The organism is Phycicoccus duodecadis (genome assembly GCF_002846495.1).
Taxonomy (GTDB): domain Bacteria; phylum Actinomycetota; class Actinomycetes; order Actinomycetales; family Dermatophilaceae; genus Phycicoccus; species Phycicoccus duodecadis.
In genome coordinates this window covers 1549675-1574668 of the sequence record NZ_PJNE01000001.1, presented here as the reverse complement: position 1 = coordinate 1574668, position 24994 = coordinate 1549675, and the positions used below count along the sequence as shown (strand labels likewise).

General features: G+C 74.4%; 29 protein-coding genes. 21 read left to right on the top strand and 8 right to left on the bottom strand.

Annotation, left to right across the window (positions count from 1 at the left end):
• Positions 1 to 48 precede the first annotated feature (48 nt).
• The 6 genes from ATL31_RS07255 (at position 49) to ATL31_RS07230 (ending at position 3921) form a co-directional block, all read left to right on the top strand.
• Positions 49 to 558 (top strand): DUF4395 domain-containing protein, encoded by a 510-nt coding sequence (locus tag ATL31_RS07255; protein WP_245862031.1) that lies wholly within the window; start codon positions 49 to 51, stop codon positions 556 to 558.
• A 236-nt stretch (positions 559 to 794) separates the two neighbouring features.
• On the top strand, positions 795 to 1169 hold the full coding sequence (locus ATL31_RS07250) for a helix-turn-helix domain-containing protein (protein ID WP_101395184.1): 375 nt from the start codon (positions 795 to 797) through the stop codon (positions 1167 to 1169).
• 75 nt (positions 1170 to 1244) lie between these two features.
• Positions 1245 to 1934, top strand: coding sequence for a hypothetical protein (locus tag ATL31_RS07245; RefSeq protein WP_101395183.1), 690 nt, complete (start codon positions 1245 to 1247; stop codon positions 1932 to 1934).
• A 181-nt stretch (positions 1935 to 2115) separates the two neighbouring features.
• On the top strand, positions 2116 to 3150 hold the full coding sequence (locus tag ATL31_RS07240) for an asparaginase (protein WP_101395182.1): 1035 nt from the start codon (positions 2116 to 2118) through the stop codon (positions 3148 to 3150).
• Complete coding sequence (gene dtd, locus ATL31_RS07235; RefSeq protein ID WP_101395181.1) at positions 3147 to 3572, top strand: D-aminoacyl-tRNA deacylase; 426 nt, start codon at positions 3147 to 3149, stop codon at positions 3570 to 3572. The genes ATL31_RS07240 and dtd overlap by 4 nt, the downstream gene beginning before the upstream one ends.
• Positions 3573 to 3600: 28 nt before the next feature.
• Complete coding sequence (locus ATL31_RS07230; protein WP_101395180.1) at positions 3601 to 3921, top strand: DUF2516 family protein; 321 nt, start codon at positions 3601 to 3603, stop codon at positions 3919 to 3921.
• A gap of 10 nt (positions 3922 to 3931) precedes the next feature.
• Here the strand turns inward: ATL31_RS07230 and ATL31_RS07225 are convergent, their stop codons facing one another.
• Positions 3932 to 4729 carry a class I SAM-dependent methyltransferase gene (locus tag ATL31_RS07225; protein ID WP_101395179.1) on the bottom strand — a complete coding sequence of 266 codons (798 nt, stop codon included), beginning with the start codon at positions 4727 to 4729 and terminating at the stop codon, positions 3932 to 3934.
• 118 nt (positions 4730 to 4847) lie between these two features.
• Between ATL31_RS07225 and ATL31_RS07220 the strand changes: the two genes are divergently transcribed.
• The 4 genes from ATL31_RS07220 (at position 4848) to ATL31_RS07205 (ending at position 8290) form a co-directional block, all read left to right on the top strand.
• Complete coding sequence (locus ATL31_RS07220) at positions 4848 to 5648, top strand: hypothetical protein (protein ID WP_101395178.1); 801 nt, start codon at positions 4848 to 4850, stop codon at positions 5646 to 5648.
• Positions 5645 to 6952 (top strand): D-inositol-3-phosphate glycosyltransferase, encoded by a 1308-nt coding sequence (gene mshA / locus ATL31_RS07215; protein ID WP_101395177.1) that lies wholly within the window; start codon positions 5645 to 5647, stop codon positions 6950 to 6952. Before ATL31_RS07220 ends, mshA begins: the two co-directional genes overlap by 4 nt.
• Positions 6949 to 7464 carry a YbjN domain-containing protein gene (locus ATL31_RS07210; protein WP_101395176.1) on the top strand — a complete coding sequence of 172 codons (516 nt, stop codon included), beginning with the start codon at positions 6949 to 6951 and terminating at the stop codon, positions 7462 to 7464. Before mshA ends, ATL31_RS07210 begins: the two co-directional genes overlap by 4 nt.
• Positions 7465 to 7552: 88 nt before the next feature.
• Positions 7553 to 8290 (top strand): phosphoglyceromutase, encoded by a 738-nt coding sequence (locus ATL31_RS07205; RefSeq protein WP_101395175.1) that lies wholly within the window; start codon positions 7553 to 7555, stop codon positions 8288 to 8290.
• Positions 8291 to 8300: 10 nt separating this feature from the next.
• On the opposite strand, the gene ATL31_RS07200 is transcribed toward ATL31_RS07205, so the two are convergent.
• Both ATL31_RS07200 and phoU read right to left on the bottom strand, forming a co-directional pair.
• Positions 8301 to 10196 carry a hypothetical protein gene (locus tag ATL31_RS07200; protein WP_101395174.1) on the bottom strand — a complete coding sequence of 632 codons (1896 nt, stop codon included), beginning with the start codon at positions 10194 to 10196 and terminating at the stop codon, positions 8301 to 8303.
• Between the two features lie 83 nt (positions 10197 to 10279).
• The gene (phoU, locus tag ATL31_RS07195) at positions 10280 to 10984 is read right to left on the bottom strand and encodes a phosphate signaling complex protein PhoU (RefSeq protein WP_101395173.1); all 705 of its coding nucleotides are present in this window, start codon (positions 10982 to 10984) and stop codon (positions 10280 to 10282) included.
• 188 nt (positions 10985 to 11172) lie between these two features.
• Between phoU and ATL31_RS07190 the strand changes: the two genes are divergently transcribed.
• Together ATL31_RS07190 and ATL31_RS07185 are read left to right on the top strand one after the other, a co-directional pair.
• Positions 11173 to 12369 carry a sensor histidine kinase gene (locus ATL31_RS07190; RefSeq protein ID WP_101395172.1) on the top strand — a complete coding sequence of 399 codons (1197 nt, stop codon included), beginning with the start codon at positions 11173 to 11175 and terminating at the stop codon, positions 12367 to 12369.
• A complete protein-coding gene (locus tag ATL31_RS07185) occupies positions 12366 to 13046 on the top strand; it encodes a response regulator transcription factor (protein ID WP_101395171.1) in 681 nt (226 codons plus the stop codon). The genes ATL31_RS07190 and ATL31_RS07185 overlap by 4 nt, the downstream gene beginning before the upstream one ends.
• A 10-nt stretch (positions 13047 to 13056) precedes the next feature.
• Here ATL31_RS07185 and ATL31_RS07180 read toward each other — a convergent pair whose 3' ends face one another.
• Positions 13057 to 13545 (bottom strand): hypothetical protein, encoded by a 489-nt coding sequence (locus tag ATL31_RS07180; protein WP_101395170.1) that lies wholly within the window; start codon positions 13543 to 13545, stop codon positions 13057 to 13059.
• A 232-nt stretch (positions 13546 to 13777) separates the two neighbouring features.
• Between ATL31_RS07180 and ATL31_RS07175 the strand changes: the two genes are divergently transcribed.
• Genes ATL31_RS07175 through ispF form a run of 3 tightly spaced genes read left to right on the top strand, consistent with a single transcriptional unit; the run spans position 13778 to position 15517 of the window.
• Entirely contained in the window at positions 13778 to 14260 is a 483-nt protein-coding gene (locus ATL31_RS07175; RefSeq protein ID WP_101395169.1) for a CarD family transcriptional regulator, read from the top strand.
• A gap of 26 nt (positions 14261 to 14286) precedes the next feature.
• Complete coding sequence (gene ispD, locus ATL31_RS07170; protein WP_245862028.1) at positions 14287 to 15018, top strand: 2-C-methyl-D-erythritol 4-phosphate cytidylyltransferase; 732 nt, start codon at positions 14287 to 14289, stop codon at positions 15016 to 15018.
• Positions 15019 to 15028: 10 nt separating this feature from the next.
• Positions 15029 to 15517, top strand: coding sequence for a 2-C-methyl-D-erythritol 2,4-cyclodiphosphate synthase (gene ispF / locus ATL31_RS07165; RefSeq protein ID WP_101395168.1), 489 nt, complete (start codon positions 15029 to 15031; stop codon positions 15515 to 15517).
• A gap of 28 nt (positions 15518 to 15545) precedes the next feature.
• On the opposite strand, the gene ATL31_RS07160 is transcribed toward ispF, so the two are convergent.
• Positions 15546 to 15869, bottom strand: coding sequence for a transcriptional regulator (locus tag ATL31_RS07160; RefSeq protein ID WP_101395167.1), 324 nt, complete (start codon positions 15867 to 15869; stop codon positions 15546 to 15548).
• 167 nt (positions 15870 to 16036) lie between these two features.
• Here ATL31_RS07160 and ATL31_RS07155 point away from each other — a divergent pair, with 167 nt between their 5' ends.
• Positions 16037 to 17131 (top strand): S-(hydroxymethyl)mycothiol dehydrogenase, encoded by a 1095-nt coding sequence (locus tag ATL31_RS07155; protein WP_101395166.1) that lies wholly within the window; start codon positions 16037 to 16039, stop codon positions 17129 to 17131.
• Positions 17132 to 17145: 14 nt separating this feature from the next.
• Positions 17146 to 17793, top strand: a complete 648-nt coding sequence (locus tag ATL31_RS07150; protein ID WP_101397341.1) for an MBL fold metallo-hydrolase — start codon at positions 17146 to 17148, stop codon at positions 17791 to 17793.
• A gap of 102 nt (positions 17794 to 17895) precedes the next feature.
• Here ATL31_RS07150 and ATL31_RS07145 read toward each other — a convergent pair whose 3' ends face one another.
• Positions 17896 to 18840: a type IV toxin-antitoxin system AbiEi family antitoxin domain-containing protein gene (locus ATL31_RS07145; protein WP_101395165.1), complete on the bottom strand. Its 945-nt coding sequence runs from the start codon at positions 18838 to 18840 to the stop codon at positions 17896 to 17898.
• Positions 18841 to 19080: 240 nt separating this feature from the next.
• Here ATL31_RS07145 and cysS point away from each other — a divergent pair, with 240 nt between their 5' ends.
• The 4 genes from cysS (at position 19081) to ATL31_RS07125 (ending at position 22448) form a co-directional block, all read left to right on the top strand.
• Complete coding sequence (gene cysS / locus ATL31_RS07140) at positions 19081 to 20514, top strand: cysteine--tRNA ligase (RefSeq protein WP_101395164.1); 1434 nt, start codon at positions 19081 to 19083, stop codon at positions 20512 to 20514.
• A 2-nt stretch (positions 20515 to 20516) separates the two neighbouring features.
• A complete protein-coding gene (rlmB, locus tag ATL31_RS07135; protein WP_101395163.1) occupies positions 20517 to 21470 on the top strand; it encodes a 23S rRNA (guanosine(2251)-2'-O)-methyltransferase RlmB in 954 nt (317 codons plus the stop codon).
• Positions 21471 to 21616: 146 nt separating this feature from the next.
• Positions 21617 to 21997, top strand: coding sequence for a CD225/dispanin family protein (locus tag ATL31_RS07130; RefSeq protein WP_101395162.1), 381 nt, complete (start codon positions 21617 to 21619; stop codon positions 21995 to 21997).
• Positions 21998 to 22004: 7 nt separating this feature from the next.
• Positions 22005 to 22448: a DUF2752 domain-containing protein gene (locus tag ATL31_RS07125; RefSeq protein WP_101395161.1), complete on the top strand. Its 444-nt coding sequence runs from the start codon at positions 22005 to 22007 to the stop codon at positions 22446 to 22448.
• A 28-nt stretch (positions 22449 to 22476) separates the two neighbouring features.
• On the opposite strand, the gene ATL31_RS07120 is transcribed toward ATL31_RS07125, so the two are convergent.
• A complete protein-coding gene (locus tag ATL31_RS07120; protein ID WP_101395160.1) occupies positions 22477 to 23727 on the bottom strand; it encodes a DUF4032 domain-containing protein in 1251 nt (416 codons plus the stop codon).
• A 128-nt stretch (positions 23728 to 23855) separates the two neighbouring features.
• Positions 23856 to 24956 carry an ABC transporter ATP-binding protein gene (locus ATL31_RS07115; RefSeq protein ID WP_101395159.1) on the bottom strand — a complete coding sequence of 367 codons (1101 nt, stop codon included), beginning with the start codon at positions 24954 to 24956 and terminating at the stop codon, positions 23856 to 23858.
• Positions 24957 to 24994 lie beyond the last annotated feature (38 nt).

Genomic DNA, 24994 nt, shown 5'->3' with positions numbered 1-24994 from the left:
GCGGACGGTGCTGGGGCCGGGCGGAATGCCTGTCCATAATCGGTGGTTATGGCGAGCATGGCTTCACTTATCGGTTTCCCGGCCGTCGTCAACGAGAAGGCCGCCCGCGTGGTCGCGGCCGGCGTCGTCGTCATCACGGCGTTCACGCTGGCCACCGGCTGGCTGTGGCTGAGCGCGCTGCTCGCGGTCGGGTTCGCCCTCCGCGTGGCGGCCGGCCCCCGCTACAGCCCGCTCGGGCGCCTCGCCTCCGGCACGGTGGCTCCCCGGCTCGGTGAGCCCAGGATCGTAGCCGGAGCCCCCAAGCAGTTCGCCCAGGGGGTCGGGCTGGTCTTCACCCTCGCCGCCACCGTGGCCCTGGTCCTGGGCGCGCCCGTCGTCACCGTGGTGCTGCTCTCCGTGCTGCTGGTCTTCGCCTCGCTGGAGGCGTTCCTGGGCTTCTGCGCCGGCTGCTTCGTGTTCGGGAAGCTGATCCGCCTCGGTCTCGTCGCGGACGACACCTGCGCCGAGTGCGCGGACATCAGCCTGCGCAGGGTGCGGCGCGAGCCGGTCGCCGGCTGACGCCGGGCGGCGGGCGGCGGCGAGCCGGGTCGGGGCCCTGGCCCCGGCAACACGAGAGGCCCCGCCCGTTGACGTCCGGACACTCCGAGCCGTGAGCCCACGGCCCGGCATCCGGAGCATCCGGACGTCTCCCAGCGCACTCCGGTCCTTCGGTCGCCGCGCGCCGTTCGCGGTGTGGCCACGCTCACGCTTGCTCTGGTTTGCATTCTGCTAACTCCAGCAAGCACAATGTATCCGTGAGCAAGAACCCGCTGAACGACCTGGGCGAGAGCCTCGGCGAGTACCTGCGCGACCAGCGCACGGCCGCCAAGCTCTCCCTGCGTCAGCTGTCCGAGCTCGCCGGGGTGTCCAACCCCTACCTGTCCCAGATCGAGCGGGGGCTCAAGCGGCCCAGCGCCGAGATCCTCCAGCAGCTGGCCAAGGGCCTGGAGGTCTCCGCCGAGTCCCTCTACGTCCGCGCCGGCATCCTCGACGCCGAGACCGCGGCCCCCCCGCCCGACTCCCCGGACGTCCGCCGGGCCATCGCGCAGGACCCGCTGCTCACGGCCCGGCAGAAGAAGACCCTCCTCGACATCTACGAGTCCTACGTCGAGGACGACACCCGGCGCTGACGCCGCACCGCCCCCCGGCAGCGTCGCCGACGGGATGCCCGACCACACCGTTCACCCTCCCCGAAGGAGCCCGCCATGGCCGTCATCGACGACCTCCGCAAGTCCATCGACACCACCCCCCTCTACGCCCTCGCCGGCGTCACCGACCTCGCCGTCGAGAAGGTCCGCGACGCCCAGAAGCGCGCCGACACCCGTCGCGCCGAGATGGCCCGCCGCGCCGACGCCGCCCGGGCCGACCTCGCCCCCGCGGCCGTCCAGGCCCGCGCCACCCAGGTCGCCGGCCAGGTCCTCGAGCTGCCGGCCCTCGCCCTGAACCAGGGCCTCGCCGTCGGCGGCAAGGTCACCGAGGGCTACGAGTCCTTCGCGAGCCGTGGCAAGGACGTCGTCACCCGCATCCGCAAGCAGAGGGCCACCCAGGACCTCGTCGCCCAGGCCGGGACCACCGTCGCCCAGGCCAAGGGGGCCGTCACCACCGCCCGCAAGGCCGCGGCCGACATCGAGCGCTCCGCCAAGGCCACCGTCACCACCGGCCGCCACGAGGCCACCCGGGTCGCCTCCGCCCTGACCGACGAGGCCAAGGTGGCCCAGGCCGAGGTCACCACCTCCGCCCAGCGCACCCGCACCGCCGCCAAGCGCACCTCCACCACGGCCAAGAAGGCCACCAAGCGCACCACGGCCTCCACCAAGGCCGCCGGCACCAGCGCCCGCAAGGCGGCCAAGGCCACCACCAAGGCCACCGAGAAGGCCGCCGAGAAGGTCGGCTGACCTCCTCCCGCGACATCTGCGGCCACCGGGCCGCAGCCGAGGTCGCGCGCCTCCGCAGCACCGCTTCGCCGGTGCCCGGGGCGCGCGACCTCCGTCGTCGATGTGCGCGACCTGTGACGGCGCCCGTCCGTCTGCGCGCGCGGCGACCGGGGCGCCCCACCAGGGCGGATAGGGTCGGGCGGTGAGCCCCTCCACCCCGCCGGCCCTGGCCGCAGCCCCCGTCCTCGCCCACGTGGTCCGGGGAGGTTTCGTGGAGTCCGCCCACCGCGCGAGCGTCGCCGTCACCCGCCCCGACGGCACCGTCCACGAGGCCTGGGGCGACCCCCTCGACCCGATCCTGCCGCGCTCGTCCAACAAACCGCTCCAGGCCGTCGGGATGCTGCGCGCCGGTCTGCGCCTGCCCGCCCCCCACCTGGCGCTCGCCTGTGCCAGCCACAGCGGCGAGCCCTTCCACCTCGCCGGCGTGCGCGAGATCCTGGCCGGCGCCGGGCTCACCGAGGCCGACCTGCGCAACACCCCCGACCTGCCCTACGACCCGGCCGAGCGCGACGCCTGGGTCGCCGCGGGTCGAGGCCCGGTCTCGGTCGCCCAGAACTGCTCCGGCAAGCACGCCGCGATGCTCGCCACCTGCCGCGTCAACGGCTGGGACCTCGCCGGCTACCTCGACCCGGCCCACCCGCTGCAGCGCGCCATCGACGTCGCCCTCGAGGACCTCGCGGGCGAGCCGGTGGCCGCCACCGTCGTCGACGGGTGCGGCGCGCCGGTGATGGCCATCTCGCTCGCCGGGCTGGCGCGCGCCTTCGGCCGCATCGCCATCGCCGAGACCGGCACCCCCGAGCGCGCCGTGCGCGATGCCGTCCGGGCCCACCCCGAGCTCCTCGGCGGGACGCGGCGCGACGTCACCGCCCTCATCCGTGGCACGGAAGGCGTCATCGCCAAGGACGGCGCCGAGTCGGTCTACGCCGTGGGGCTCGCCGACGGCCGCGGGGTGGCCGTCAAGGTCGCCGACGGCGGCCCGCGCGCCCGCGCCGTGGTGCTGGCCGCCGTCCTGCGCCGCCTCGGGGTCGAGTCGGCCGCCTACGACGTCCTCCAGCACTCGCCGGTGCTCGGCCACGGCGAGCCGGTGGGCGCGGTGGTGGCGGTCGGGATCGAGCACGGGTCCGACCTCACCCGCCGGGAGGCCCACGGCGACGGCGCGGCCACGCTCCGGGCGTGAGAACGGTCATCCAGCGGGTCTCGCGCGCGGCGGTCGCCGTCGAGGGCGAGGTGGTCGGGTCGCTCACCCGACCCGGGCTGCTCGCCCTGGTCGGGGTCACCCACGACGACGGCCCCGAGCAGGTCGCGCTCACCGCCCGCAAGATCGCCGAGCTGCGCCTCCTGCACGGCGAGCGTTCCGTGCTCGATGTCGGCGCCCCCGTACTGGTCGTCAGCCAGTTCACCCTGCACGCCGACGTCCGCAAGGGCCGGCGCCCCTCGTGGAACGCCGCCGCGCCCGGCCCCGTCGCCGAGCCGCTGGTGCAGGCGGTCGTCGACGACCTGCGCGGGCGCGGGCTCGAGGTCGCGACGGGGGTCTTCGGCGCGCACATGGACATCGAGCTGGTGGCCGACGGGCCGGTCACCATCGTCCTCGACGCCTGACCCGGGCCGACCCCATACCCTGGACGCCATGAGCTTCCTCGGCACCGTGCAGGGCTACATCGTCCTGGCCCTGTCCATCGCGGCGCTCGGCGTCGAGGTCTACGCCCTCGTCGACTGCCTCCGCCGTCGCCCCGACGCCTTCACCGCGGCCGGCAAGCGGTCGAAGGGCTTCTGGCTCGCGGTCACCGGCGTGGCCGTGCTGCTCGGCGTCGTCGCCCTCGGTGGGCTCGGGCTGCTGGCCATCGTCGCCATCGTGGCGGCCGGGGTCTACCTCGCCGACGTCAAGCCCGCGCTCGACCAGGTCATGGGCCGCGGCGGCAACAACCAGGGCCCCTACGGCCCCTGGTGACCGCCCGGCCTCAGCGGCGCGGCGCCACCGCGTCCCAGGCCACCGTCAGCTCACCGAGGCGCCACCGCGTCGGGCCGCCCAGCACCGGCCAGCCCGCCTCGCGCAGCGCCGCCGCCGCCCCCACGAACCGCTGCCGCACCCCGTAGGACGCCAGCGGCGCCTGCCGCCGCCAGGTGTCGTCGAGCGCCTCCAGGAGGGCGTGCACGCCCTCGCCCGGCACGTTGCGGTGGATGAGGGCCTTGGGCAGGCGCTCGGCCACCAGGCCGGGCCGCTCCAGGCCGCGCAGCCGCCACGACAGGGTCAGCGTCCGCGGGCCGTGGGCGGTCACCGCCACCCAGGCCGCCAGCCGTCCGAGCTCGTCACAGGTGCCGTCGACCAGCAGCCCGTCCGGGGCCAGGCGCGCGACCGTGGTGGCCCAGGCGTCCGCCACGGCCTGCTCGTCGTACTGCCGCAGCACGTTGAAGGCCCGCACGACCACCGGCCGGCGCGCGTCGGGCAGCGGCACCTCGAAGCCGCCGACCGCGAAGCGCAGCCCCGGGCGGGCCAGCGGGCGGGCGGCGGCGACCCGCGCGGGGTCGATCTCGATGCCGACCACCTCGACGTCGGGCCGCACCCGGCGCAGCCGCTCGTGCAGCTCGACCGCGGTCACCGGCGAGGCCCCGTAGCCGAGGTCGACCACCACCGGTGCGCCCTCGGCCCGCCGCAGCCGCCACGCCTGCGGACCCGCCAGCCAACGGTCGCAGCGACGCAGCCGGTTGGGGTTCGTCGTGCCCCGGGTGATGACGCCCACGGGTCGCTGGCCGGCCACGGCGCCAGCCTACGGACCGCTGCGCTCCGCCCCGTCCCGCGCCGCGCGCACCCGCGGTGCCGCGGGCGCCCCTCGCACCGGGCGCGACGCTCCCAGCGCGCGGACATACGCTGACCTCGTGCTGGACCGGATGCGCGCGCGGAGCCGAGAGGGAGCGATCAGCCTCTCGATGGTCTCGCTGATGCTCTCGCTCAGCGCCGCCCTGGTCCTCGGGATGATGTCGTGGGTCCCCAAGGTCCTCTCGCGCGACATCGGCATCACCGACGTCGAGCCCGGGCTGCTGCAGGTCTCGGAGAACGCCTTCGGGGTGCAGTCCCTCGGGGCCGGCCTCACCGTGGCGCTCTACGACCGCGGCTTCCGGCTCTCCCGCGGCAGCACCATCCTGGCCGACACCGTCACCAAGGGCGCGCCCGTCGTGGCGGTCGTGGGCTCGGTCGACCGCACCGGCGAGCACCCCCGCGAGGAGGTGCGCTCGGCGCTGACCGCCGTCACCATCGACGCTGTCAACCGCGACGAGCAGACCGTCACCTACAGCGGGGTCGTGCACGACGAGACGACCAGCCGCCCCCTGCGCATCAGCTTCGAGCCCACCGACGGCCGCATCCGCATGGACGTCGCGGTGCCCGGTGCCTCCGCCGTCATCGTCAACCTCGACTGGCGCCCGGCGACGGTGGGCATCGAGCCCGCCCTACCGGCGCGCAACCTCAAGGCCAAGGCCTACTGGGTCGACCCCAGCGTCGTCGTGCAGCCCACCTTCACGTGGGTGCTCGGCACCGACGTCTCGGTCGGCCCGGTCCGGGTGCCGCGGGCCGTCGACCTGCGCCAGGACGGCCGCATCGCCATCCACGTCTGGTCGGCCCGGGCCGTCGTCACCGTCACCGACACCCCGCGCCCGCTGCCCACGGAGCCGTCCGCATGAGCGCCGGCGCCCGGCCGGCCCGGGTCGCGATGGTCAGCGTGCACACCTCGCCGCTGGCGCAGCCTGGGGTGGGCGACGCGGGCGGCATGAACGTCTACGTCCTCGAGGTCTCGCGGCACCTGGCGCGGATGGGGACGGCCGTCGACGTCTTCACCCGCACCACCACCGCGTCGCAGCCGGAGGTCGTCGAGGTCGAGCCCGGTGTCGTCGTGCGCTACGTGCCGGCCGGCCCGTACGAGGGCCTCTCCAAGGAGGACCTGCCGGGCCAGCTGTGCGCCTTCGCGGCCGGGATGATGCGCGTCGCGGCCCACGCGCCCCCCGGCTACTACGACCTCGTGCACTCGCACTACTGGCTCTCCGGACAGGTCGGCTGGCTCGCGGCCGACCGGTGGGCGGTGCCCCTGGTGCACACCATGCACACCATGGCGCGGGTCAAGAACCTGCACCTGGCCGACGGCGACGAGCCCGAGCCGCGCGGCCGCGAGATCGGTGAGGCCCAGGTCGTCGAGGCCGCCGACCGGCTCGTGGCCAACACCGCCCGCGAGGCCTCGGAGCTGGTCGACCTCTACGACGCCGACCCGGCCCGGGTGGCCGTCGTCGAGCCCGGGGTGGACCTGACGACCTTCGCGCCCGGGTCGCAGGCCGCGGCCCGGGCCCTCCTCGGCGTCCCCGCGGATGCCGTGCTGCTGCTCTTCGTCGGGCGCATCCAGCCGCTCAAGGGGCCCGACGTGCTGGTGCGGGCCGCGGCCGAGCTGGTGCGTCGTCATCCCGGGCTGCGCGACCGCCTCGTCGTGGGCGTCCTCGGCGGGGCCAGCGGGTCGGGGGCCCGGACCCCGATGGGTCTCGACGACCTCGCCGCGCGGCTCGGCATCGCCGAGAACGTGCGCTTCGTCCCGCCGGTCGACCGGCCGACGCTCGCGCAGTGGTACCGCGCGGCCGACGTGCTGGCCGTGCCGTCGCACAGCGAGTCCTTCGGGCTGGTGGCGGTCGAGGCGCAGGCGTGTGGCACGCCGGTGGTCGCCGCCGACGTGGGCGGGCTGCCCATCGCGGTGGGCGAGGCCGGGCTGCTCGTCGACGGCCACGACACCGCCGACTGGGCCACCGCCCTCGGGCGCCTCGTCCTCGACCCGGCGCTGCGGGGCACCCTCGCGCGGCGGGCCGTCGAGCACGCCCAGGGCTACGGGTGGGCGCACACCGCGCAGCGCCTGCTCGACGTGTACGGCGAGGCGCTCAGCCGCCCCAAGGACGTCTCGATCCACGAGGCCCCGCGGCTCACCGGCATCCCCACGGCGGTCATCCCGTGAGCGCCCACGAGCTCGCCGCCACCGTGCAGCGCGTCCTCGACGACGCCGGCATCGAGTGGGAGCAGGGCGCGCGCGCCGAGGAGGTCGTGGCGACCCTCCCCGGCGAGAAGAAGCTCCGGACCGTGGTGTCGCTGGTGTGCTCCGAGGCGGGGGTCTCGGTCTCGGCCTTCGTCATCCGCAACCCCGACGAGAACCACGTCGAGGTCTACCGCTACCTGCTGCGGCGCAACCTGCGGCTGCCCGGGCTGGCCTACTCGGTCGACGCGGCCGGCGACGTGTTCGTCACCGGCCGGCTGCCCACCGCCTCGGTCGACGCCGAGTCGCTGGACCGGCTGCTCGGGGTGGTGCTGACCGCGGCCGACGAGCCGTTCAACGAGCTGCTGGTGCTGGGGTTCCTCACCTCGATGCGCAAGGAGTGGGAGTGGCGGGTGTCGCGCGGTGAGAGCCTGCGCAACCTCGAGGCCTTCCGCCACCTCCTGGCGCGCCCGGGCGACCCGCCGCGCGAGGCCTGAGCCGCCGCTGCGAGACCCCTCGCCGGCGGGGTCTCACCCCCGGTGCACCCCCGCGGTCGGCACCGTGCCGCTCGCTAGGCTGGCGGGTATGACGGAGCACACGCTGATCCTCCTGCGCCACGGCGAGTCCGACTGGAACCAGAAGAACCTCTTCACCGGATGGGTCGACGTCGACCTCACCGAGAAGGGCCGGGCCGAGGCCGTGCGCGGCGGCGAGCTGATGAAGGACGCCGGGCTGCTGCCCGACGTCGTGCACACGTCGGTGCTGCGCCGCGCCATCACCACGGCCAACCTCGCGCTCGACGCGGCGGACCGGCACTGGATCCCGGTGCGCCGCAGCTGGCGGCTCAACGAGCGCCACTACGGCGCCCTCCAGGGGCTCGACAAGGCGGCCACCCGCGAGACCTACGGCGACGAGCAGTTCATGCTGTGGCGCCGCTCCTTCGACACCCCGCCCCCGCCCATCGAGCGCCGCAGCGAGTTCGACCAGACCGGCGACCCGCGCTACACCGGGGTGGACGTGCCGCTCACCGAGTGCCTCGCCGATGTCATCCCGCGGATGATGCCTTACTGGGAGAACGACATCCAGGCCGACCTCAGCGCCGGCCACACGGTGCTCGTCACGGCCCACGGCAACAGCCTGCGCGCCCTGGTCAAGCACCTCGACGGCATCGGCGACGACGACATCGCCGGCCTCAACATCCCCACCGGGATGCCCCTGGTGTACCGGCTCGGTGACGACTTCATGCCGACCGGCCCGGGTCAGTACCTCGACCCGGAGGCCGCCGCCGCGGCCGCGGCCGCCGTCGCCAACCAAGGGAAGTGAGCCCGGCCCTCTAGGGGACCTGGTCGCTGGGCAGCCCGAGCCAGCCGGTCGTCGGCTCCTCGACGACGTCCGCGTCGCCGCCCTGCAGGTCGCGCCCCGGCGTGGGGACGGCGTCGTAGACCACCGCGCCGCTCCGGTCGCGGACCACCAGCCGGTAGGGGCCGGCACCGTCGTCGTTCTCGACCAGGAGGACGGCGGTGCGCCCCTTCATCGGTGTGCGCGGGGAGACCGCCCGCCGGGTATCCGCAAGCAGGAACTGGCAGGTCGCGCCACCCCCCGGGACGACGACGAGGTAGCGCCCCGTGCTGGGTGGGAGGGTGTCGAGGGGGATGACCAGCGGGTCCTCGGCCAGCTCGGCCGGCACGACCTTTGGCGCGTCGAAGAGGATGCCGCCCGAGCCGCGCCCGTCGTCGCTCACCACGGCCAGCCGCACGACCGCCCGCTCCGGCGTCCGCACCAGCGCCACGCGCACCCGCCCGTCCTCGCCCCGCGGCGAGAGGGCGGTGGCGTCGAGGACGCTGCCGTCGGTGGGGGAGTCGACGAGGATGCGGGCCACGAGGCGGGCCGGCGGGAGGCCGGTGGCCGAGGCGACCTGCTGCACGAGGCTGCGGGCCGGGTCGTCGCCGTACATGTCGACCCCGCCCCACTGCTCCGGTGCGGGGACGGGTCCGTCGTAGCCGACGGCCCGCACGCGGCCCCCGGTGCCGAACCGCTGGTCCAGCACGAAGGCGGTGATGCCCGCGCTCAGGGCCAGCCGGGCGTAGATCCGCTGGATCGAGCCTCCCTGGGTGAGCGTGACGACCGGTGAGAAGTCGACACTGCGCACGGTCGGCCGGGTGAGCACCAGCAGCACCCCGGTGTCGCCCGCGGGGATCCCGACGGCGACCAGGTCGGAGGTCCCGTAGACCCCCTGCAGGGCGAGGGGGACCTCGGCGAGCCGCTCGGCCGGGGTGCCGGGCGCCCCGCTCCAGAGCTTGACCGTGCTGCCGAGGCCGGGCGTGTCGTCGACCTGGGGCACCACCGCGACCGCGGCGCGCACCCCCGGCAGGTCGGCGGCGTACACCAGCCGGGTGCCCGGGCCACCGGCCCGGGTCACCAGGGCCCGGATGCCGGCGTCGTTCGCCAGCGGGCCGCGCGCCGGCCAGCGGCTCGTGAAGGCCCACACGGGGTCGCGGGGCCCGGGCGGCGCCGGCGTGGTGGCGGCGGGGCGGGGGGCGCCGGCGCCGGCCGCGCCCCGGACGAACCAGGTGGCTCCGGCGGCCGTCACCGCGACGGCCCCTGCCCCCAGGAGCAGCTGGCGCCGGCGCAGGCCGGCCGACCGCTCGGCGACCAGGGCCGCGGGGTCGGGAGGCTCGGGCCGGCCCGCGGTGAGCCGGTCGACCAGCTCGGCCAGGTCGTCGTCGAGGTGGTGGTCGGCGGGCGCCAGGCCGTCGGTGGCACGGGCCTCCCGGTGGGCAGCCAGCAGCCGGTCCCGGGCCTGCCGGGCGGCGTCGAGGACGGCGGGGTGGCCACGGCCGAGGAGCGGGGCCAGCTCACGGGGGTCGAGCTCCCAGACGCTGCCGGCCGCCAAGACCGCCCGCACGAGTGGCGTCTCCCGGGCCAGGGTCTCGAGCAGGGCGGCGGGCACGGCCGAGGCGTCGTCCGCGAGGGGTGCGCCACGGACCGCCGACGGCTCGCGGCGGTCGGGAAGGGCGGCGACGGCGGCGAGCACCGCGGAGCGCGCCGCGGCCGTGGGGGCACCCTGTTCGACGGCCTGGCTCCAGCGGCCGCGCAGCCCGGCCAGCGCCTCGGTGACCAGGGCGCGCGCCGGCTCGGGGTCGAGGGTCGCGACCAGGGCCACCGTCTCGAGCTCGGGCCACCGAGCCGCGACGAATCCCTCGAAGTCGTCGTCGACGGTGCGCGTCACGGCCCCATCCTCACCCGGGGGTCGGGCGGAGGGAACCGCACGGGTGCACCGGGCCCCCCGCCGGTCGAGCCCTGCGCGTCGGGTCAGGCAGGGGGACGGCCGGGGGCGGCCGCGTCCTCGGCGTCCTCGTGGCTGCCGTTGGCCTCGTTGCCCCACTCGCCGGTGACGATCCACACCACGCGCTCGGCCACCGACACCGCGTGGTCGGCGAAGCGCTCGTAGTAGCGCCCGAGCAGCGTGATGTCGACCGCCGTCTCGGTGTCGTGCGGCCAGTCCTTGCCCGTGACGTGCTCGAAGAGGTCGCGGTGCAGGGCGTCCATGGCGTCGTCGTCGCGGGCGATCTGGCGGGCGCCGTCGATGTCGCGGGCCGCGATGACCGAGCCCACCTTCTCGACGATGAGCTCGGCGACCTGGCCCATCTCGCGGAAGGTGCCGCGCAGCTCGGGGGGCACCGCCGAGGCCGGGTAGCGCAGGCGGGCGACCTTGGCGACGTGGCGGGCGAGGTCGCCCATCCGCTCGATGTCGCTGCTCATCCGCATGCTCGTGACCACGACCCGCAGGTCGGTGGCGACCGGCTGCTGGAGGGCCAGGAGGTCGAAGGAGAGCAGGTCGATCTGCTCGCGCCGGGCGTCGATCTCGGCGTCCGCCGTGATGACGGAGTCGGCGAGGTGGACGTCGGCGTCGAGGAGGGCGGTGGTCGCCCGGCTCATCGCCGACGCCGCGAGGTGGGTCATCTCGACGAGGCTCTCGGCGATACGGTCGAGCTCCTCGTGGTAGGCCTTGCGCATCACGCTGGGTCGGTCCTCCGCTGGGGGTGTCAGGGCGCACCGGTCGGGCACGCGCCGCTGCTCGCGAGGTCGACTGTTGCAGGTAGCGGTGAACCGGAGGCGCCCCCGAGGTGAACTTCGGGCGTCGGCGCCGCCCCGCGGCCCGTCCGCGGCACGGCGGGGGCGGTCGCTCGCCGTACCCTGATGCCGTGGATGCGACGATCGCGGCGACGCTCGGCGGGGCCGTCGGCCTCGTCATCGGGGCCGTCGCCGTGCTCGCCGGGCGGTTCTCCGAGCGCAGCTTCGAGGCCGCGCCGGTCGCGCCCGAGCCGCCCCTGCCCCGCGGGGTCGGTGACGTGCTGTCGGTGCTGCGCTCGGTGGCCGTGGTCGTCGACGCCTCCGACGCCGTCGTCAACACCTCCGCCTCGGCCGTCACCTACGGGCTGGTGCGCCACGGCGAGCTCGTGCACCACGAGCTGCGTCACCTCGCCCGCCAGGTGCGCCGCGACGGCGTCATCCGCGAGGCCGAGCTCGACCTCGCCCGCGGGCCGGTGGCCGACGCCAGTGTCGTGATGCGGGTGCGGGTGGCCCCGCTGGGCGCCGCGCACGTGCTGCTGCTGGCCGAGGACCACACCCACGCGCGCCGGGTCGAGGAGGTCCGCCGCGACTTCGTGGCCAACGTCAGCCACGAGCTGAAGACCCCCGTCGGCGGCATCTCGCTGCTGGCGGAGGCCGTGCTCGACGCCAAGGACGACCCCGAGGCCGTCACCCGCTTCGCCCGTCGCATCTCGATCGAGGCCACCCGGCTCGGGCGTCTGGTCCAGGAGATCGTCGACCTCTCGCGGCTCCAGGTGGCCGACACCCTGCACGAGCCCGACCTCGTCGAGGTCGACGCCGTGCTGCACGAGGCGCACGACCGGGTGCGGGTGGCCGCCGACGCCCGCCAGATCGACGTGCAGGTCGCCGCTCAGCGGGGCCTGCGGGTCTTCGGCGACCTCGAGCTGCTGGTCACCGCCGTGGCCAACCTGCTGGCCAACGCCGTCAACTACAGCGAGGCGGGCACCCGCGTGGGGGTGGGGGCCCGGCAGGTCGGCGACGCGGTCGAGATCGCCGTCACCGACCAGGGCCAGGGCATCCCGGTCGGCGAGCAGGAGCGCATCTTCGAGCGGTTCTACCGCGTCGACGCCGCGCGCTCGCGGGCCACGGGGGGCACGGGGCTGGGCCTGGCCATCGTCAAGCACATCTGCGCCAACCACGGCGGTGAGGTCACCGTGTGGTCGGAGGAGGGGCGCGGCTCGACCTTCACGATGAGACTTCCCGTCGCGGTCGACCAGACCGCCGACGACCTCGCGGCCGACCCCGAGCCCGGCGTGGCCGCCGCCGCCCGAGGAGAGAGCCCCGCATGACGCGCATCCTGATCGTCGAGGACGAGGAGTCGTTCTCCGACCCCCTGTCGTACCTGCTGAGCAGGGAGGGGTACGAGGTGTCGGTGGCCGACAACGGCCACGACGCGCTGACGACGTTCGACACCACCGGCGCCGACCTGGTGCTCCTCGACCTGATGCTCCCCGGGCTCTCGGGCGTCGACGTCTGCCGGGCCCTGCGCCAGCGCTCCAACGTGCCGGTCATCATGCTCACGGCCAAGGACAGCGAGATCGACAAGGTCGTGGGGCTCGAGCTCGGCGCCGACGACTACGTGACCAAGCCCTACTCCTCGCGGGAGCTGCTGGCCCGCATCAAGGCGGTGCTGCGCCGCGGCGCCGAGCCCGAGGACCTGATGCCGGCGACCGTCGAGGCCGGCCCGGTACGGATGGACGTCGAGCGGCACGTGGTGACGGTGCGCGGCGAGCAGCTGTCGTTCCCGCTCAAGGAGTTCGAGCTGCTCGAGATGCTGCTGCGCAACACCGGCCGGGTGCTCACCCGGATGCAGCTCATCGACCGGGTCTGGGGCAGCGACTACGTGGGCGACACCAAGACCCTCGACGTGCACATCAAGCGGCTGCGGGCCAAGGTCGAGGCCGACCCGGGCAACCCCGTGCACATCCTCACCGTGCGCGGCCTGGGCTACAAGTACGAGGCCTGAGCCCGGCCGCTCAGCTGGAGGGGCCGGCGCTCGCGCTGGGGATCGTGACCTCGGAGTAGTAGCGGCTCGGCGTCAGCACCGGCACGCGGACGACGTTGCGCCCGGCCTCCCGGGTGGTCACCGAGAGCTCGACCATCTCGCCCGGGGCCACCGGCACGGCGCCGACCCCGACCGCCGAGCCGTTGCCACCGAGGCTGCTGCCGCTCAGGGCAGGGACGGCGGTGGGGGTGGTCTGCGCGTCGCCGACCGCGAACACGACGTCGACCGCGTCGGGGGTCTCGTTGACCGCCTGGCCCACGAGGACGCCCTGGCCGCCCTTCTCGCTCGCGACGACCACGAGGTTGCGCAGGTCGAGCCCGGGGATGGTCAGCCGCACACCGTCGGCCGGGATGTAGGGATAGTCGGTCTGCACGGGCGAGAACACCGCGCATCCGGAGGCCAGCAGCGTGGCGCCCAGGATGCCGGTGAGGCGCAGGGTGGAGGCGGCGCGGTTCGTCACCGGGCCAGGATAGCGGGGGGCGAGGAGGGGGCGCCGACCCGTCCCCGCGCCGGGGTGCGCGGGGCGCCCGCACGTCGCGCGCGAAGCACGGCCGGCGGCGTTCTGTCAACCCCCGATTTCGGTCTGGGGATGCCGTCGTCAGGCCTCTGACCTGCACAGATGCCCTTCGCTCGCATTGGGCCGGACCGGCGTGTCGTGATAGACTTCTCCTCGCGAAAGGGGCCAACAACACATGGTTTTCAAGGTCGGCGAAACGGTCGTGTACCCCCACCACGGGGCTGCCCGCATCGAAGAGATCAACAACCGCACCATCCGCGGAGTGGAGAAGCTGTACCTCAAGCTCAAGGTCGCCCAGGGCGACCTCGTGATCGAGGTACCCGCGGAGAACTGCGACCTGGTCGGCGTCCGTGACGTCGTCGACAAGGCCGGCCTCGACAAGGTGTTCGAGGTGCTGCGCACCCCGTACGCCGAGGAGCCGACCAACTGGTCGCGCCGTTTCAAGGCCAACCTCGAGAAGCTCGCCTCGGGCGACGTCATCAAGGTCGCCGAGGTCGTGCGCGACCTGTGGCGCCGCGACAAGGACCGCGGCCTCTCGGCCGGCGAGAAGCGCATGCTGGCCAAGGCCCGTCAGATCCTCGTCTCCGAGCTCGCGCTCGCCGAGAAGACCGACGAGGAGAAGGCCGAAGTCATCCTCGACGAGGTCCTCGCGTCCTGACATCTCGCTCCGGCGACAGCACCGACGTGACGAACGACGCCCATCCCGCCTCGCGCGGGGTGGGCGTCGTCGTCGTCGCGGCCGGGTCCGGGTCGCGCCTGGGGGCCGAGATGCCCAAGGCCTTCGTGCCGCTGGCGGGGCAGCCGCTGCTGCGCTGGGCCCTGGCGTCGGTGCTGCGCGTCCAGAGCCTGACGTCGCTGGTCGTCGTCGTCCCGCCGGGGTACGAGGCGCCCGGGCATCCGGCCTGGCAGGGGGGATGGCTGCCCGCGTCGGCCGTGCTGGTGGCCGGTGGGGCCGAGCGCACCGCCTCGGTCGCGGCGGGGTTGGCCGCCCTCGACCCCGCGTGCGACGTCGTCCTGGTGCACGACGCCGCCCGCTGCCTCACGCCGGTGGCGGTCTTCGAGCGCGTGGTGGGCGCCGTGCGGGCAGGTGCCGACGGGGTCGTGCCCGGGGTCGCGGTCGTCGACACCGTCAAGAGCGTCGACCCCGACGGGTTCGTCACCGGCACCCCCGACCGCGCAGCGCTCCGGGCGGTGCAGACGCCCCAGGGCTTCCGGCGGGCGGTGCTCGACGCCGCGCACGCCTCCGGGCTGGACGCCACCGACGACGCGGCCCTGGTCGAGCGGGCCGGGCAGCGGGTGCTGGTGGTCGAGGGCGACGCCCTGGCCTTCAAGGTCACGACGCCCGACGACCTGGCGCGGGCCGAGGGGCTCGTGGCCGACGGTCGGGTCGCACCGCCGCGTACCGGCGGGTCATAGCATCGGCGCCATGACGGTCCTGCCCCGCGTCGGTGTCGGCGTCGACGTGCACGCCCTCGCCCCGGTCGGGTCGGGGCGCGAGCTCTGGGTCGCGGGGCTGCTGTGGGCGGGGGAGCGGGGGCTCGACGGGCACTCCGACGCCGACGTCGCTGCCCACGCGGCCTGCGACGCCCTGTTCTCGGCGGCCGGGATCGGCGACCTGGGGGCGCACTTCGGCACCGCGCGCCGCGAGCTCGCGGGCGCCTCCGGGGTCGCGCTGCTCGCCGAGGCGGCGCGCCTGGTGCGGGCGGCGGGGTTCGAGGTGGGCAACGTGGCGGTGCAGGTCGTGGGCAACGCTCCGAAGATCGGCACCCGGCGCGCCGAGGCCGAAGCCGCGCTGTCAGCCGCCGCCGGGGCGCCGGTGTCGGTCAGCGGCACCACCACCGACGGCCTGGGTCTCACCGGGCGGGGCGAGGGCGTCGCCGCCGTCGCGACCGCCCTCGTCATCCCGACCGCCTGACCGCGCTGGGGTCCGTGGTGGGGCGGCCTCAGCGGGTGCGGGGCCCGACGCGGCGGTCGGTCCCCACGATGCGGGCCATCCGCTGCAGCTCGGCGACGTGCCCGCACAGGGCCTCGCGCCCGGCGGGAGTGAGCACCACCGTCGTCATCTGCCGGCCGTTGCGCACCCCGCGCTCGAGGGCGGTGTAGCCGCGCGCCGACAGGGCCTTCAGGTGCTTGGACAGGGCGGAGTCCGAGAGGTCCATCGCGTCGCGCACCTCGCCGAACTCCCGGCCCGCCACGGGCACCAGGTAGGCGCAGATCCGCAGCCGGTGCGGCTCGTGGATGACGTCGTCGAAGACCGGGTGGGGCATGCCCCCGAGCGTACCCAGGGTTTCCTGCCGGGAAAGCGGAAACAGCCGTTCCCACCTGCGGGTTCATCGGTTCGGACGGTCCGCGGCCGGATGCCGGGGCGCGGCCGGCCGAGGGCGCCGGGCTAGCGTGGAGGCAGACCACCGCCGCTCGCCCCGAGGAGGACCCCGTGCCCCAGACCGTCCAGGGAGTCATCGCCCGCAGCAAGGGTGCGCCCGTCGAGATCGTCGACGTCGTCGTGCCCGATCCCGGCCCCGGCGAGGCCGTCGTCCGGGTCGAGGCCTGCGGCGTCTGCCACACCGACCTGCACTACCGCGAGGGCGGCATCAACGACGAGTTCCCCTTCCTGCTGGGCCACGAAGCCGCGGGCCGTGTCGAGTCCGTCGGCGAGGGCGTCACCGAGGTGGCACCGGGCGACTTCGTCATCCTCAACTGGCGCGCCGTGTGCGGGCAGTGCCGCGCCTGCCGCAAGGGCCGGCCCTGGTACTGCTTCGCCACCCACAACGCCACCCAGAAGATGACCCTCACCGACGGCACCGAGCTCAGCCCGGCCCTCGGCATCGGCGCCTTCATCGAGAAGACCCTCGTGGCCGCGGGCCAGTGCACCAAGGTCGACGAGGCCGACGCGGCCGCCGTCGGGCTGCTCGGCTGCGGCGTGATGGCCGGCTTCGGCGCGGCCGTCAACACCGGCGGCGTCGGGCGCGGCGACTCCGTGGCCGTCATCGGCTGCGGCGGGGTCGGCAACGCCGCCATCGCCGGGGCCCAGGTCGCCGGTGCCACGACGATCATCGCCGTCGACGTCGACGCCAAGAAGCTCGAGGGGGCCAAGCGGTTCGGCGCCACCCACACCGTCGACTCCTCCAGCGAGGACGCCGTCGAGGCCATCCACGCCCTCACGGGCGGCCACGGGGCCGACGTCGTCGTCGAGGCCGTCGGCCGCCCCGAGACCTACGAGCAGGCCTTCTACGCCCGCGACCTCGCCGGCACCGTGGTGCTCGTCGGCGTCCCGACCCCCGAGAAGCAGGTCACCCTCCCGATGATCGAGATCTTCGGTCGCGGCGGCGCCCTGAAGTCGAGCTGGTACGGCGACTGCCTGCCCTCGCGGGACTTCCCGATGCTGGTCGAGCTCTACCGGCAGGGCCGCTTCGACCTGGACGCCTTCGTCACCGAGCGCATCGGCATCACCGACGTCGAGGCCGCCTTCGACAAGATGCACGCCGGCGAGGTCCTGCGCTCGGTCGTCGTCATGGACGGGCCCGCGTGAGCACCGACATCGGGATGCCGGTGCCGACGTCGCCGGCAGGGGTGCGGGTCGAGCGGCTCGTGACCTCCGGGGTGTTCGAGCTCGACGGCGGGTCGTGGGAGGTCGACAACAACGTCTGGCTGCTCGGTGACGACCGCCAGGTGCTCGTCGTCGACGCCGCGCACGACGCCGGCGCCATCGTCGACGCCGTGGCCGGCCGCGAGGTCGTGGCGCTGGTCTGCACGCACGGCCACAACGACCACGTGAACGCCGTGTCCGAGGTGGTCGCGGCCACCGGCGCCACCGCGTACCTGCACCCCGACGACCGGGTGCTGTGGGACATGAGCCAGGACGCCGCACCGGGCGCCGAGCTCGCCGACGGGCAGTTCTTCACCGTCGGCGACGTCGAGGCCACCGTGCTGCACACCCCGGGGCATGCACCCGGGGCCTGCTGCCTCTCGGTGCCGGCACTCGGGGTGCTGTTCAGCGGCGACACCCTGTTCCAGGGCGGCCCGGGCGCCACCGGGCGCTCGTACAGCGACTTCCCGACCATCGTCGAGTCCATCCGCACCCGGCTGCTCGAGCTGCCGGCCGACACCGTGGTGCTCACCGGGCACGGCGACCCGACCACGATCGGCGCCGAGGCCCCGCACCTGCAGGAGTGGCTCGACCGCGGCCACTGAGCTTCCGCGCCGCCGCTGTGACGGCGCGGAACCTCCGGGAGGGCGCGGATGCATCCGCGTCCGCGGCGTGGAACCGCGCCGTCACAGGGATGACGCGGAACGTCAGCCGGCCCGGACGTGACGCGCGCCCGCCCGCTCGACGGCGCCGCGGACGAGCGCCGCGACCCGCTGCGGTCTCGCCAGGTCGGCCCACGTGAGGCGCACCACCTCGTACCCGAGGGCGCGCAGCCGGTCCTCGCGCGCCTTCTCGGCGGCCAACGCGGCCCGGCCCTGCGCGCCCTCGTACTTCACGAGCCCGTCGAACTCGACGACCACCCACGCCCCCACCAGCAGGTCGACGCGGGCGACGACGGAGCCGGCCTCGTCCCGGATGCGCACCTGGCTGGTGGCCTCGTACCCGAGGTCGCCGAGCAGCAGGCGGGTCCGGGTCTCGCCGACCGACTCGCAGAGCGGGTCGGCGAGGCGCAGCCACCGCTGGGCCCGGGCCGCCCGCCGGGGTGACTCCCCGAGCTGCCCGACGAGATCGACGGCCCGGTCGAGGTCGGCCGCGCCCGCGTGGAGGGCGGCGTCGGCGGCGACCACCGCGGCGCCGCGCCCCTCGCGCAGGGCGACCTGGGCCAGGGCGACGTCGACCGGGACCGTGCGAGCGCCCTCGACCACCTGCACGGCGAGCCTGGCGTCGGTCGGATGGATGCGCAGGTCGGCGGCCCGGCGCACGCGGGTGACGTTCCCGCAGACGTCGATCACGTCGAGGGGCGCGTTGTGGAGCGGCAGGCCGTGCAGGGCCAGGGCGCTCTGGTGGGTGGCGGCCTCGACCAAGCTGCCGCGGGCGTGCAGCACCGCGCGGGTGCGCAAGGCCAGCCGGCGCTCGGGAGTGGCCGGCTCCCAGGACGAGCCCAGCACGTAGGCGCCGCGTCGGACGCGGACCAGGGTGCCCGCGGTGACGAGGTCGGCCACGGCGTTGTGGTCGACCTCCAGCCGGGTGGCGTCGCGGATGGAGACGACGCCCTGCTGCACCGCCGCCAGGGTCAGGAGCCGATCGGACATCCACCGATCGTGCCCGTTCTCGAAGAGCCGGCCGTGGCGTCATCCACAGGGTCGAGGCCGGCGCGGCTGAGCGCTCGTGACGAACCGCGTCATCCCTGTGACGGCGCGGAAGCTCCGCCCGGGCGGGGATGCATCCGCGTCCGCGGCGCGCAAACGCGTCGTCACGGTGACGGCGCGGAAGCTCAGCCCTCCGAGCGGGCGAATCGGGGGTTGCGCCCTGCCGCCGGTAGCCTGTCGCGGGTGACCCTCCGGCTCTTCGACTCCCTCACGCGCGAGCAGCGTGACTTCGTCCCCGTCGTGCCCGGCAAGGCGGGGATCTACATCTGTGGGCTCACGACCCAGGCGCCGCCGCACATCGGCCACGTCCGGTTCGCGGTCGCGTTCGACGTGCTGCGCCGGTGGCTCGAGCGCGGTCACGGCTACGACGTCACCCTGATCCGCAACGTCACCGACATCGACGACAAGATCCTGCGGAAGTCGGCCGAGGCCGGCGAGCCCTGGTTCGCGCTCAGCTACCGCAACGAGCTCGAGACCGCGGATGCCCTCGAGGCCCTCGGGGTCCTGCCGCCCACCTACGAGCCCCGGGCGACCGGCCACGTCACCGAGATGGTCGAGCTGATGCAGACCCTGGTCGAGGCCGGCCACGCCTACCCGGCGGCCGACGACTCCGGCGACGTGTACTTCGACGTGCGGTCCTGGCCGAGCTACGGCGAGCTGACCCACCAGAGCCTCGACGACATGAACGACGCCGAGGACGCCGACCCCCGCGGCAAGCGTGACCCGCGCGACTTCGCCCTCTGGAAGGGCCGCAAGGTCGACGAGCCCGCCACCGCGAGCTGGCCCACCCCGTTCGGGGCCGGTCGCCCCGGCTGGCACCTCGAGTGCTCGGCGATGGCGCGCAAGTACCTCGGCGACACCTTCGACATCCACGGCGGCGGGGTCGACCTGCGCTTCCCGCACCACGAGAACGAGGTCGCCCAGTCGCGCGCCGCCGGGCTCGGTTTCGCCAACTACTGGCTGCACAACGCCTGGGTGACGATGGGCGGCGAGAAGATGAGCAAGTCCCTCGGCAACTCGCTGCGGGTCAGCGAGGTCGTGCGGGAGCACCGCCCGCTGGCCGTGCGCTACTACCTGACCGCGGCCCACTACCGGAGCACCATCGAGTACCACGAGGGCTCGATCGAGGAGGCCGCCACCGCCGTCGAGCGGGTCGAGGGGTTCCTGCGCCGCGCGCTGCCCGGCACCGACAGCCTCGTCCCCGACGGCTCCGCCGAGCTCCCGGCCGACTTCCGCGAGGCCATGGACGACGACCTCGGAGTCTCCGACGCGCTCGCGGTCATCCACCAGGCCGTCCGCGCCGGCAACACCGCCCTCGACGACGGTGACGCCGACGACGCCGCCGGCATCGCCCGCCAGGTGGTGGCCATGGCCGATGTCCTGGGGGTCAACCCCCTCGACCCGGTGTGGTCCACCGGAGGCTCCGGCGCCGACGACGCGCTGAGCGCCCTGGACGCCCTCGTCCAGGGCCGTATCGCCGCTCGCGCCGCGGCCCGCTCGGCCCGTGACTACGACAGCGCCGACGCCATCCGCGACGAGCTGACCGCCGCCGGCATCGCTCTGGAGGACACCGCAGCCGGTGCCCGCTGGAGCCTCGCCCGACACAAGGGAGACTGACGATGCCCGGTAACTCACAGCGCCGCGGAGCGATCCGCAAGGGCGGCAAGAAGGGCCCCACCGTCGGCTCCGGGGGGCAGCGCCGCCGCGGGCTCGAGGGCCGCGGGCCGACACCCAAGGCCGCCGACCGCCCCAACCACAAGGCGCACCAGAGCGCGGCCAAGGGTGGCGACAAGCGCGGCTCGGGCGGCCGCCCCAACGGCTCGCGCAAGGCGCCCGCCTCCAGCGAGGTCGTGGCGGGGCGCAACTCGGTGGTCGAGGCGCTGCGCGCGTGGGTGCCGGTGACGACGATGTACGTCGCCGGTCGCATCGACTCCGACGACCGCGTGCGCGAGGCCATCAAGACGGCCACCGAGCGCGGCATCCCCGTGCTCGAGACCCCGCGCGGCGAGCTCGACCGCATCACCGACGGGGCCGTGCACCAGGGGCTGGCGCTGCAGGTGCCGCCCTACGAGTACGCCCACCCGCGCGACCTGGTCGACCCCGAGATGCCCGGCATCCCCCTGGTGGTGGCCCTCGACGGCATCACCGACCCCCGCAACCTGGGTGCCATCGTGCGCTCGGTGGCGGCGTTCGGCGGCCACGGCGTCGTCGTGCCCACCCGCCGCTCGGCCGGGATGACCGCCAGCGCCTGGAAGTCCTCGGCCGGGGCGGCCGCGCGCATCCCGGTGGCCCAGGCGGCCAACCTGACCCGGGCGCTCGAGGACTTCCGCAAGGCCGGCTTCTTCGTCATCGGCCTCGACATGGACGGCGACGTCGAGCTGCCCGACCTCGAGCTCGCGTCCGAGCCGATCGTGGTCGTCGTGGGGTCCGAGGGCAAGGGCCTGTCGCGCCTGGTGCGCGAGACCTGCGACCAGATCGTGTCGGTGCCGATGAGCTCGGCCGTCGAGTCCCTCAACGCCGGGATCGCCACCGGGGTCACGCTCTACGAGGTCGCGCGGCGCCGACGCGGCTGACCGGGCGCGGGGAGGGCTCCCCCGGCCACCGGGTCCCTTTCGGGCGTGGATGCGTGAAATCGCGGGCCGCGCTGTGGAAGGATCGGCGCCGCCGGGACGCCCCGGCGGGGGTGGACAGCCCCCCATGCCTGTGAGAGAGGGAACCCATGTCTGACTACGGCTCGACCCCGCCCCCGCCCCCGCCCCCGCCCGGCTCGGGGGACGCCGGGTACGGCGGCGGCAGCTACTCCGCCCCGCCGCCGGCCGGTGGCCCGATGGGGGGCCCACCCGACAACAAGCTCGTGTGGTCCATCCTCGTCACCCTGTTCTGCTGCCTGCCCTTCGGCATCGTGGCCATCATCAAGTCGGCCGAGGTCAACAGCAAGTGGGCCTCCGGCGACCACGTCGGCGCCCAGCAGTCGGCCGCCGACGCCGGCAAGTGGATCAAGTGGGGCGCCATCGCCGGCGTGATCGTCATCGTGCTCTACCTCATCTTCGTCGTCGGTCTCGGCGTCCTGGGGGCCAGCTCGTCCAGCTCCGGTATGTGACCCACGGGTGACGTCCGTCCAGGAGCGCGTGCGGCCCCTGCTCGACACCTCGAGCAGGGGCCGCCGCCTCCTGCGACCCCTCGCGGTCGCCGCCGCGGCCGCGGGCGTCCTGGCGGTCGTCGCCACCGTCGACCCCAACGAGAGCGGTCACTACCCGACCTGCCCGTGGCTCTACGTCACCGGCACCTGGTGCCCTGGCTGCGGCACCCTGCGCGCGCTGCACGCGCTCACCCACGGCGACGTCCCGACCGCCCTGGCGCGCAACCCGTTCACCGTCGTCGCGTCGGCCGGCCTCGCGGTCTGGTTCGTGGTGTGGACCCACCGGATGTGGACCGGTGCCCAGCGCACCCGGATGGCGCCGGCCTGGCTCCTCTACGGGCTGTTCTGGGCCGTGCTGGCGTTCTGGGTCGCTCGCAACATCCCCGGCTGGACCTGGCTCTCGCCCTCCTGAGGCGGCCACTCGCGTCAGGCGGCGACCCTCAGCGCCCCGGGCGGAGGTCGATGACCGGCATCTCGGCCGTGTCGACGCCCAGCACCGCCCGCTCGTCGGGCTTGGCGGGCAGCACCGACGCCACGTAGTCGTCGATGGCCTCCTCGATCGGGATGTCGTGCTGGGCCCGCTCGGCCAGGTACCACCGGTGCTCGAGCACCTCGTGGAAGACCTCGGCCGGCTCGAGCTTGCCGGTGAGCTCGCGCGGCACCCGGCGGGTCACCGGCTCGTAGATGCGGTTCAGCCAGTCGTGCGCCACGATCTCCTCGTCGTCACCCTGGCGCCCGGTGCCCGCCGTGAAGGCGTCGAGGTCGTTGAGCAGCCGGCGGGCCTGGTTCTCGCGCACGTCGAGGCCGGTGAGCCGCAGCAGCCGCCGCGAGTGGTGGCCGGCGTCGACCACCTTGGGCTGCAACCGGATCGAGGTGCCGTCGATGTCGGTGGTGATCTCCAGCTCGTCGACGTCGAACCCCACGGCGTTGAGGCGCCGGATGCGGTCGTCGACCCGCCAGCGCTCGGAGTCGTCGATGGTCTCCTCGTCGGTGAGGGTCGCCCAGAGCTCGCGGTACCGGGTGACGATGCGCTCGCTGACCTCGACCGGGTCGCGCTCCTCCTGGAGCAGGCCGCCGGCCTCGAGGTCCATCAGCTCCCCGGCGATGTTGACCCGCGCGATGTCGAGGTCGTGCTCGCGCTGGCCGTCGCTGAGCCGCTCGCGCAGCTCGCCGGTCTCGGCATCGACCAGGTAAGCCGCGAATGCCCCTGCGTCGCGCCGGAACAGGGTGTTGGACAGCGAGACGTCACCCCACCAGAAGCCGGCCAGGTGCAGGCGCACCAGGAGCACGGCGAGGGCGTCGATGAGGCGGGTGGCCGTGCCCTTGCGCAGCGACTGGCTGTAGAGAGCGCGGTACGGCAGTGAGAACTGCAGGTGGCGGGTGACCAGGCAGGCGTCCAGCGGCTCACCGTCACGGTCGACGCGCCCGCTGACCACCGCGAAGGGCTCGACCGCCGGGAGGTGCAGGCGGCCCAGGTTGCGCAGCATCTCGTACTCGCGGCGCGCGATGTCGTCCTTGATCTCCTTGATGGCGAGCACCCGGCCCGACAGCCGCACGAAGCGGACGACGTGCCGCGAGATGCCGCGGGGCAGGGCGGCGAGGATGTCCTCGGGCCACTCCTCGAGCGGGACCCGCCACGGCAGGTCGAGCAGGGCCGGGTCGGGTCGGGCGGCGGTGAGCTCGAGGGCCATCGGTGCTCCAGCGGGCGAGGTCGTGGGCGGACGGGCGGAGGGGAGGTCGGGGGAGGGCCGACGCGACGACGCCCCGGACGAGGTGCTCGTCCGGGGCGCCGTCCACGTCGTCGGGCCGGCGGGCTGGGTCAGAGGCGCTTGCCGGAGGCCTGGTCGAACACGTGCAGGTGCTCGGCCTTGGGGTAGACGTAGATCTTCGAGCCCTTCTCGGGCACGTTGCGGCCGTCGACCCGCGCGATGAACGGCTTGGCGAGGTTGTCGTCGCCGCCCTCGAGCGTGACGTTGCTGTCGGTCGGGGTGCCGTAGACGTAGGCGTCGGCGCCGAGCTCCTCGACGACGTCGACCATGAGCTCGAGCCCGTCGGGGTTCGTGGTGACCTCGACGTCCTCGGGGCGGACGCCGACGACGACGCTGGCGCCGCCGTGCTCGGAGCGCTCGCGCGGCAGCGGCACGGTGTGGTTGCCGAACCTGGCGCCCTCGGGGCCGGCCGGGACGGCGACGAGGTTCATGGCGGGGGAGCCGATGAATCCCGCGACGAACAGGTTGGCGGGGCTGTCGTACATCTCGCGCGGCGTGGCGCACTGCTGGAGGATGCCGTCCTTGAGCAGGGCGATGCGGTCACCCATCGTCATGGCCTCGACCTGGTCGTGGGTGACGTAGACGGTGGTGACGCCGAGGCGGCGCTGGAGCGAGGCGATCTGGGTGCGGGTCTGCACGCGCAGCTTGGCGTCGAGGTTCGACAGCGGCTCGTCCATGAGGAAGACCTGAGGGCTGCGCACGATCGCGCGGCCCATGGCCACGCGCTGGCGCTGGCCACCCGAGAGGGCCTTGGGCTTGCGCTCGAGGTAGGCCGTGAGGTCGAGGATGTTCGCGGCCTCCTCGACCCGCTTGCGGATCTCGCTCTTGTCGACGCCGGCGATCTTGAGGGCGAAGCCCATGTTGTCGGCGACGCTCATGTGCGGGTAGAGCGCGTAGTTCTGGAAGACCATCGCGACGTCGCGGTCCTTGGGCGAGAGGTCGGTGACGTCGCGGTCACCGATCCAGATCTTGCCGTCGTTGACCTCCTCGAGACCTGCGAGCATCCGCAGGGACGTGGACTTGCCACATCCGGAGGGACCGACGAGGACGAGGAACTCCCCGTCCTGGACGTCGATGTTGAGCTTGTTGACCGAGGGGGTGTCGTTGCCCGGGTAGACCCGGGTGGCCTCGTCGAAGCGGACAGTTGCCATGGCGTCTTTGCCTTTCCTTCACCGGCAGGAACGTGCCG

What these genes read in the sequence shown, in the direction of transcription:
- rlmB (WP_101395163.1), top strand. Translation starts at nt 20,517, where the DNA reads ATGCCCGGTAACTCACAGCGCCGCGGAGCGATCCGCAAGGGCGGCAAG.
- ATL31_RS07255 (WP_245862031.1), top strand. Translation starts at nt 49, where the DNA reads ATGGCGAGCATGGCTTCACTTATCGGTTTCCCGGCCGTCGTCAACGAG.
- ispF (WP_101395168.1), top strand. Translation starts at nt 15,029, where the DNA reads ATGACGGTCCTGCCCCGCGTCGGTGTCGGCGTCGACGTGCACGCCCTC.
- ATL31_RS07120 (WP_101395160.1), bottom strand. Translation starts at nt 23,727, where the DNA reads ATGGCCCTCGAGCTCACCGCCGCCCGACCCGACCCGGCCCTGCTCGAC.
- ATL31_RS07245 (WP_101395183.1), top strand. Translation starts at nt 1,245, where the DNA reads ATGGCCGTCATCGACGACCTCCGCAAGTCCATCGACACCACCCCCCTC.
- mshA (WP_101395177.1), top strand. Translation starts at nt 5,645, where the DNA reads ATGAGCGCCGGCGCCCGGCCGGCCCGGGTCGCGATGGTCAGCGTGCAC.
- ATL31_RS07185 (WP_101395171.1), top strand. Translation starts at nt 12,366, where the DNA reads ATGACGCGCATCCTGATCGTCGAGGACGAGGAGTCGTTCTCCGACCCC.
- ATL31_RS07175 (WP_101395169.1), top strand. Translation starts at nt 13,778, where the DNA reads ATGGTTTTCAAGGTCGGCGAAACGGTCGTGTACCCCCACCACGGGGCT.
- ATL31_RS07160 (WP_101395167.1), bottom strand. Translation starts at nt 15,869, where the DNA reads ATGCCCCACCCGGTCTTCGACGACGTCATCCACGAGCCGCACCGGCTG.
- phoU (WP_101395173.1), bottom strand. Translation starts at nt 10,984, where the DNA reads ATGCGCAAGGCCTACCACGAGGAGCTCGACCGTATCGCCGAGAGCCTC.
- ATL31_RS07230 (WP_101395180.1), top strand. Translation starts at nt 3,601, where the DNA reads ATGAGCTTCCTCGGCACCGTGCAGGGCTACATCGTCCTGGCCCTGTCC.
- ATL31_RS07130 (WP_101395162.1), top strand. Translation starts at nt 21,617, where the DNA reads ATGTCTGACTACGGCTCGACCCCGCCCCCGCCCCCGCCCCCGCCCGGC.
- ATL31_RS07115 (WP_101395159.1), bottom strand. Translation starts at nt 24,956, where the DNA reads ATGGCAACTGTCCGCTTCGACGAGGCCACCCGGGTCTACCCGGGCAAC.
- ATL31_RS07205 (WP_101395175.1), top strand. Translation starts at nt 7,553, where the DNA reads ATGACGGAGCACACGCTGATCCTCCTGCGCCACGGCGAGTCCGACTGG.
- ATL31_RS07150 (WP_101397341.1), top strand. Translation starts at nt 17,146, where the DNA reads ATGCCGGTGCCGACGTCGCCGGCAGGGGTGCGGGTCGAGCGGCTCGTG.
- ATL31_RS07145 (WP_101395165.1), bottom strand. Translation starts at nt 18,840, where the DNA reads ATGTCCGATCGGCTCCTGACCCTGGCGGCGGTGCAGCAGGGCGTCGTC.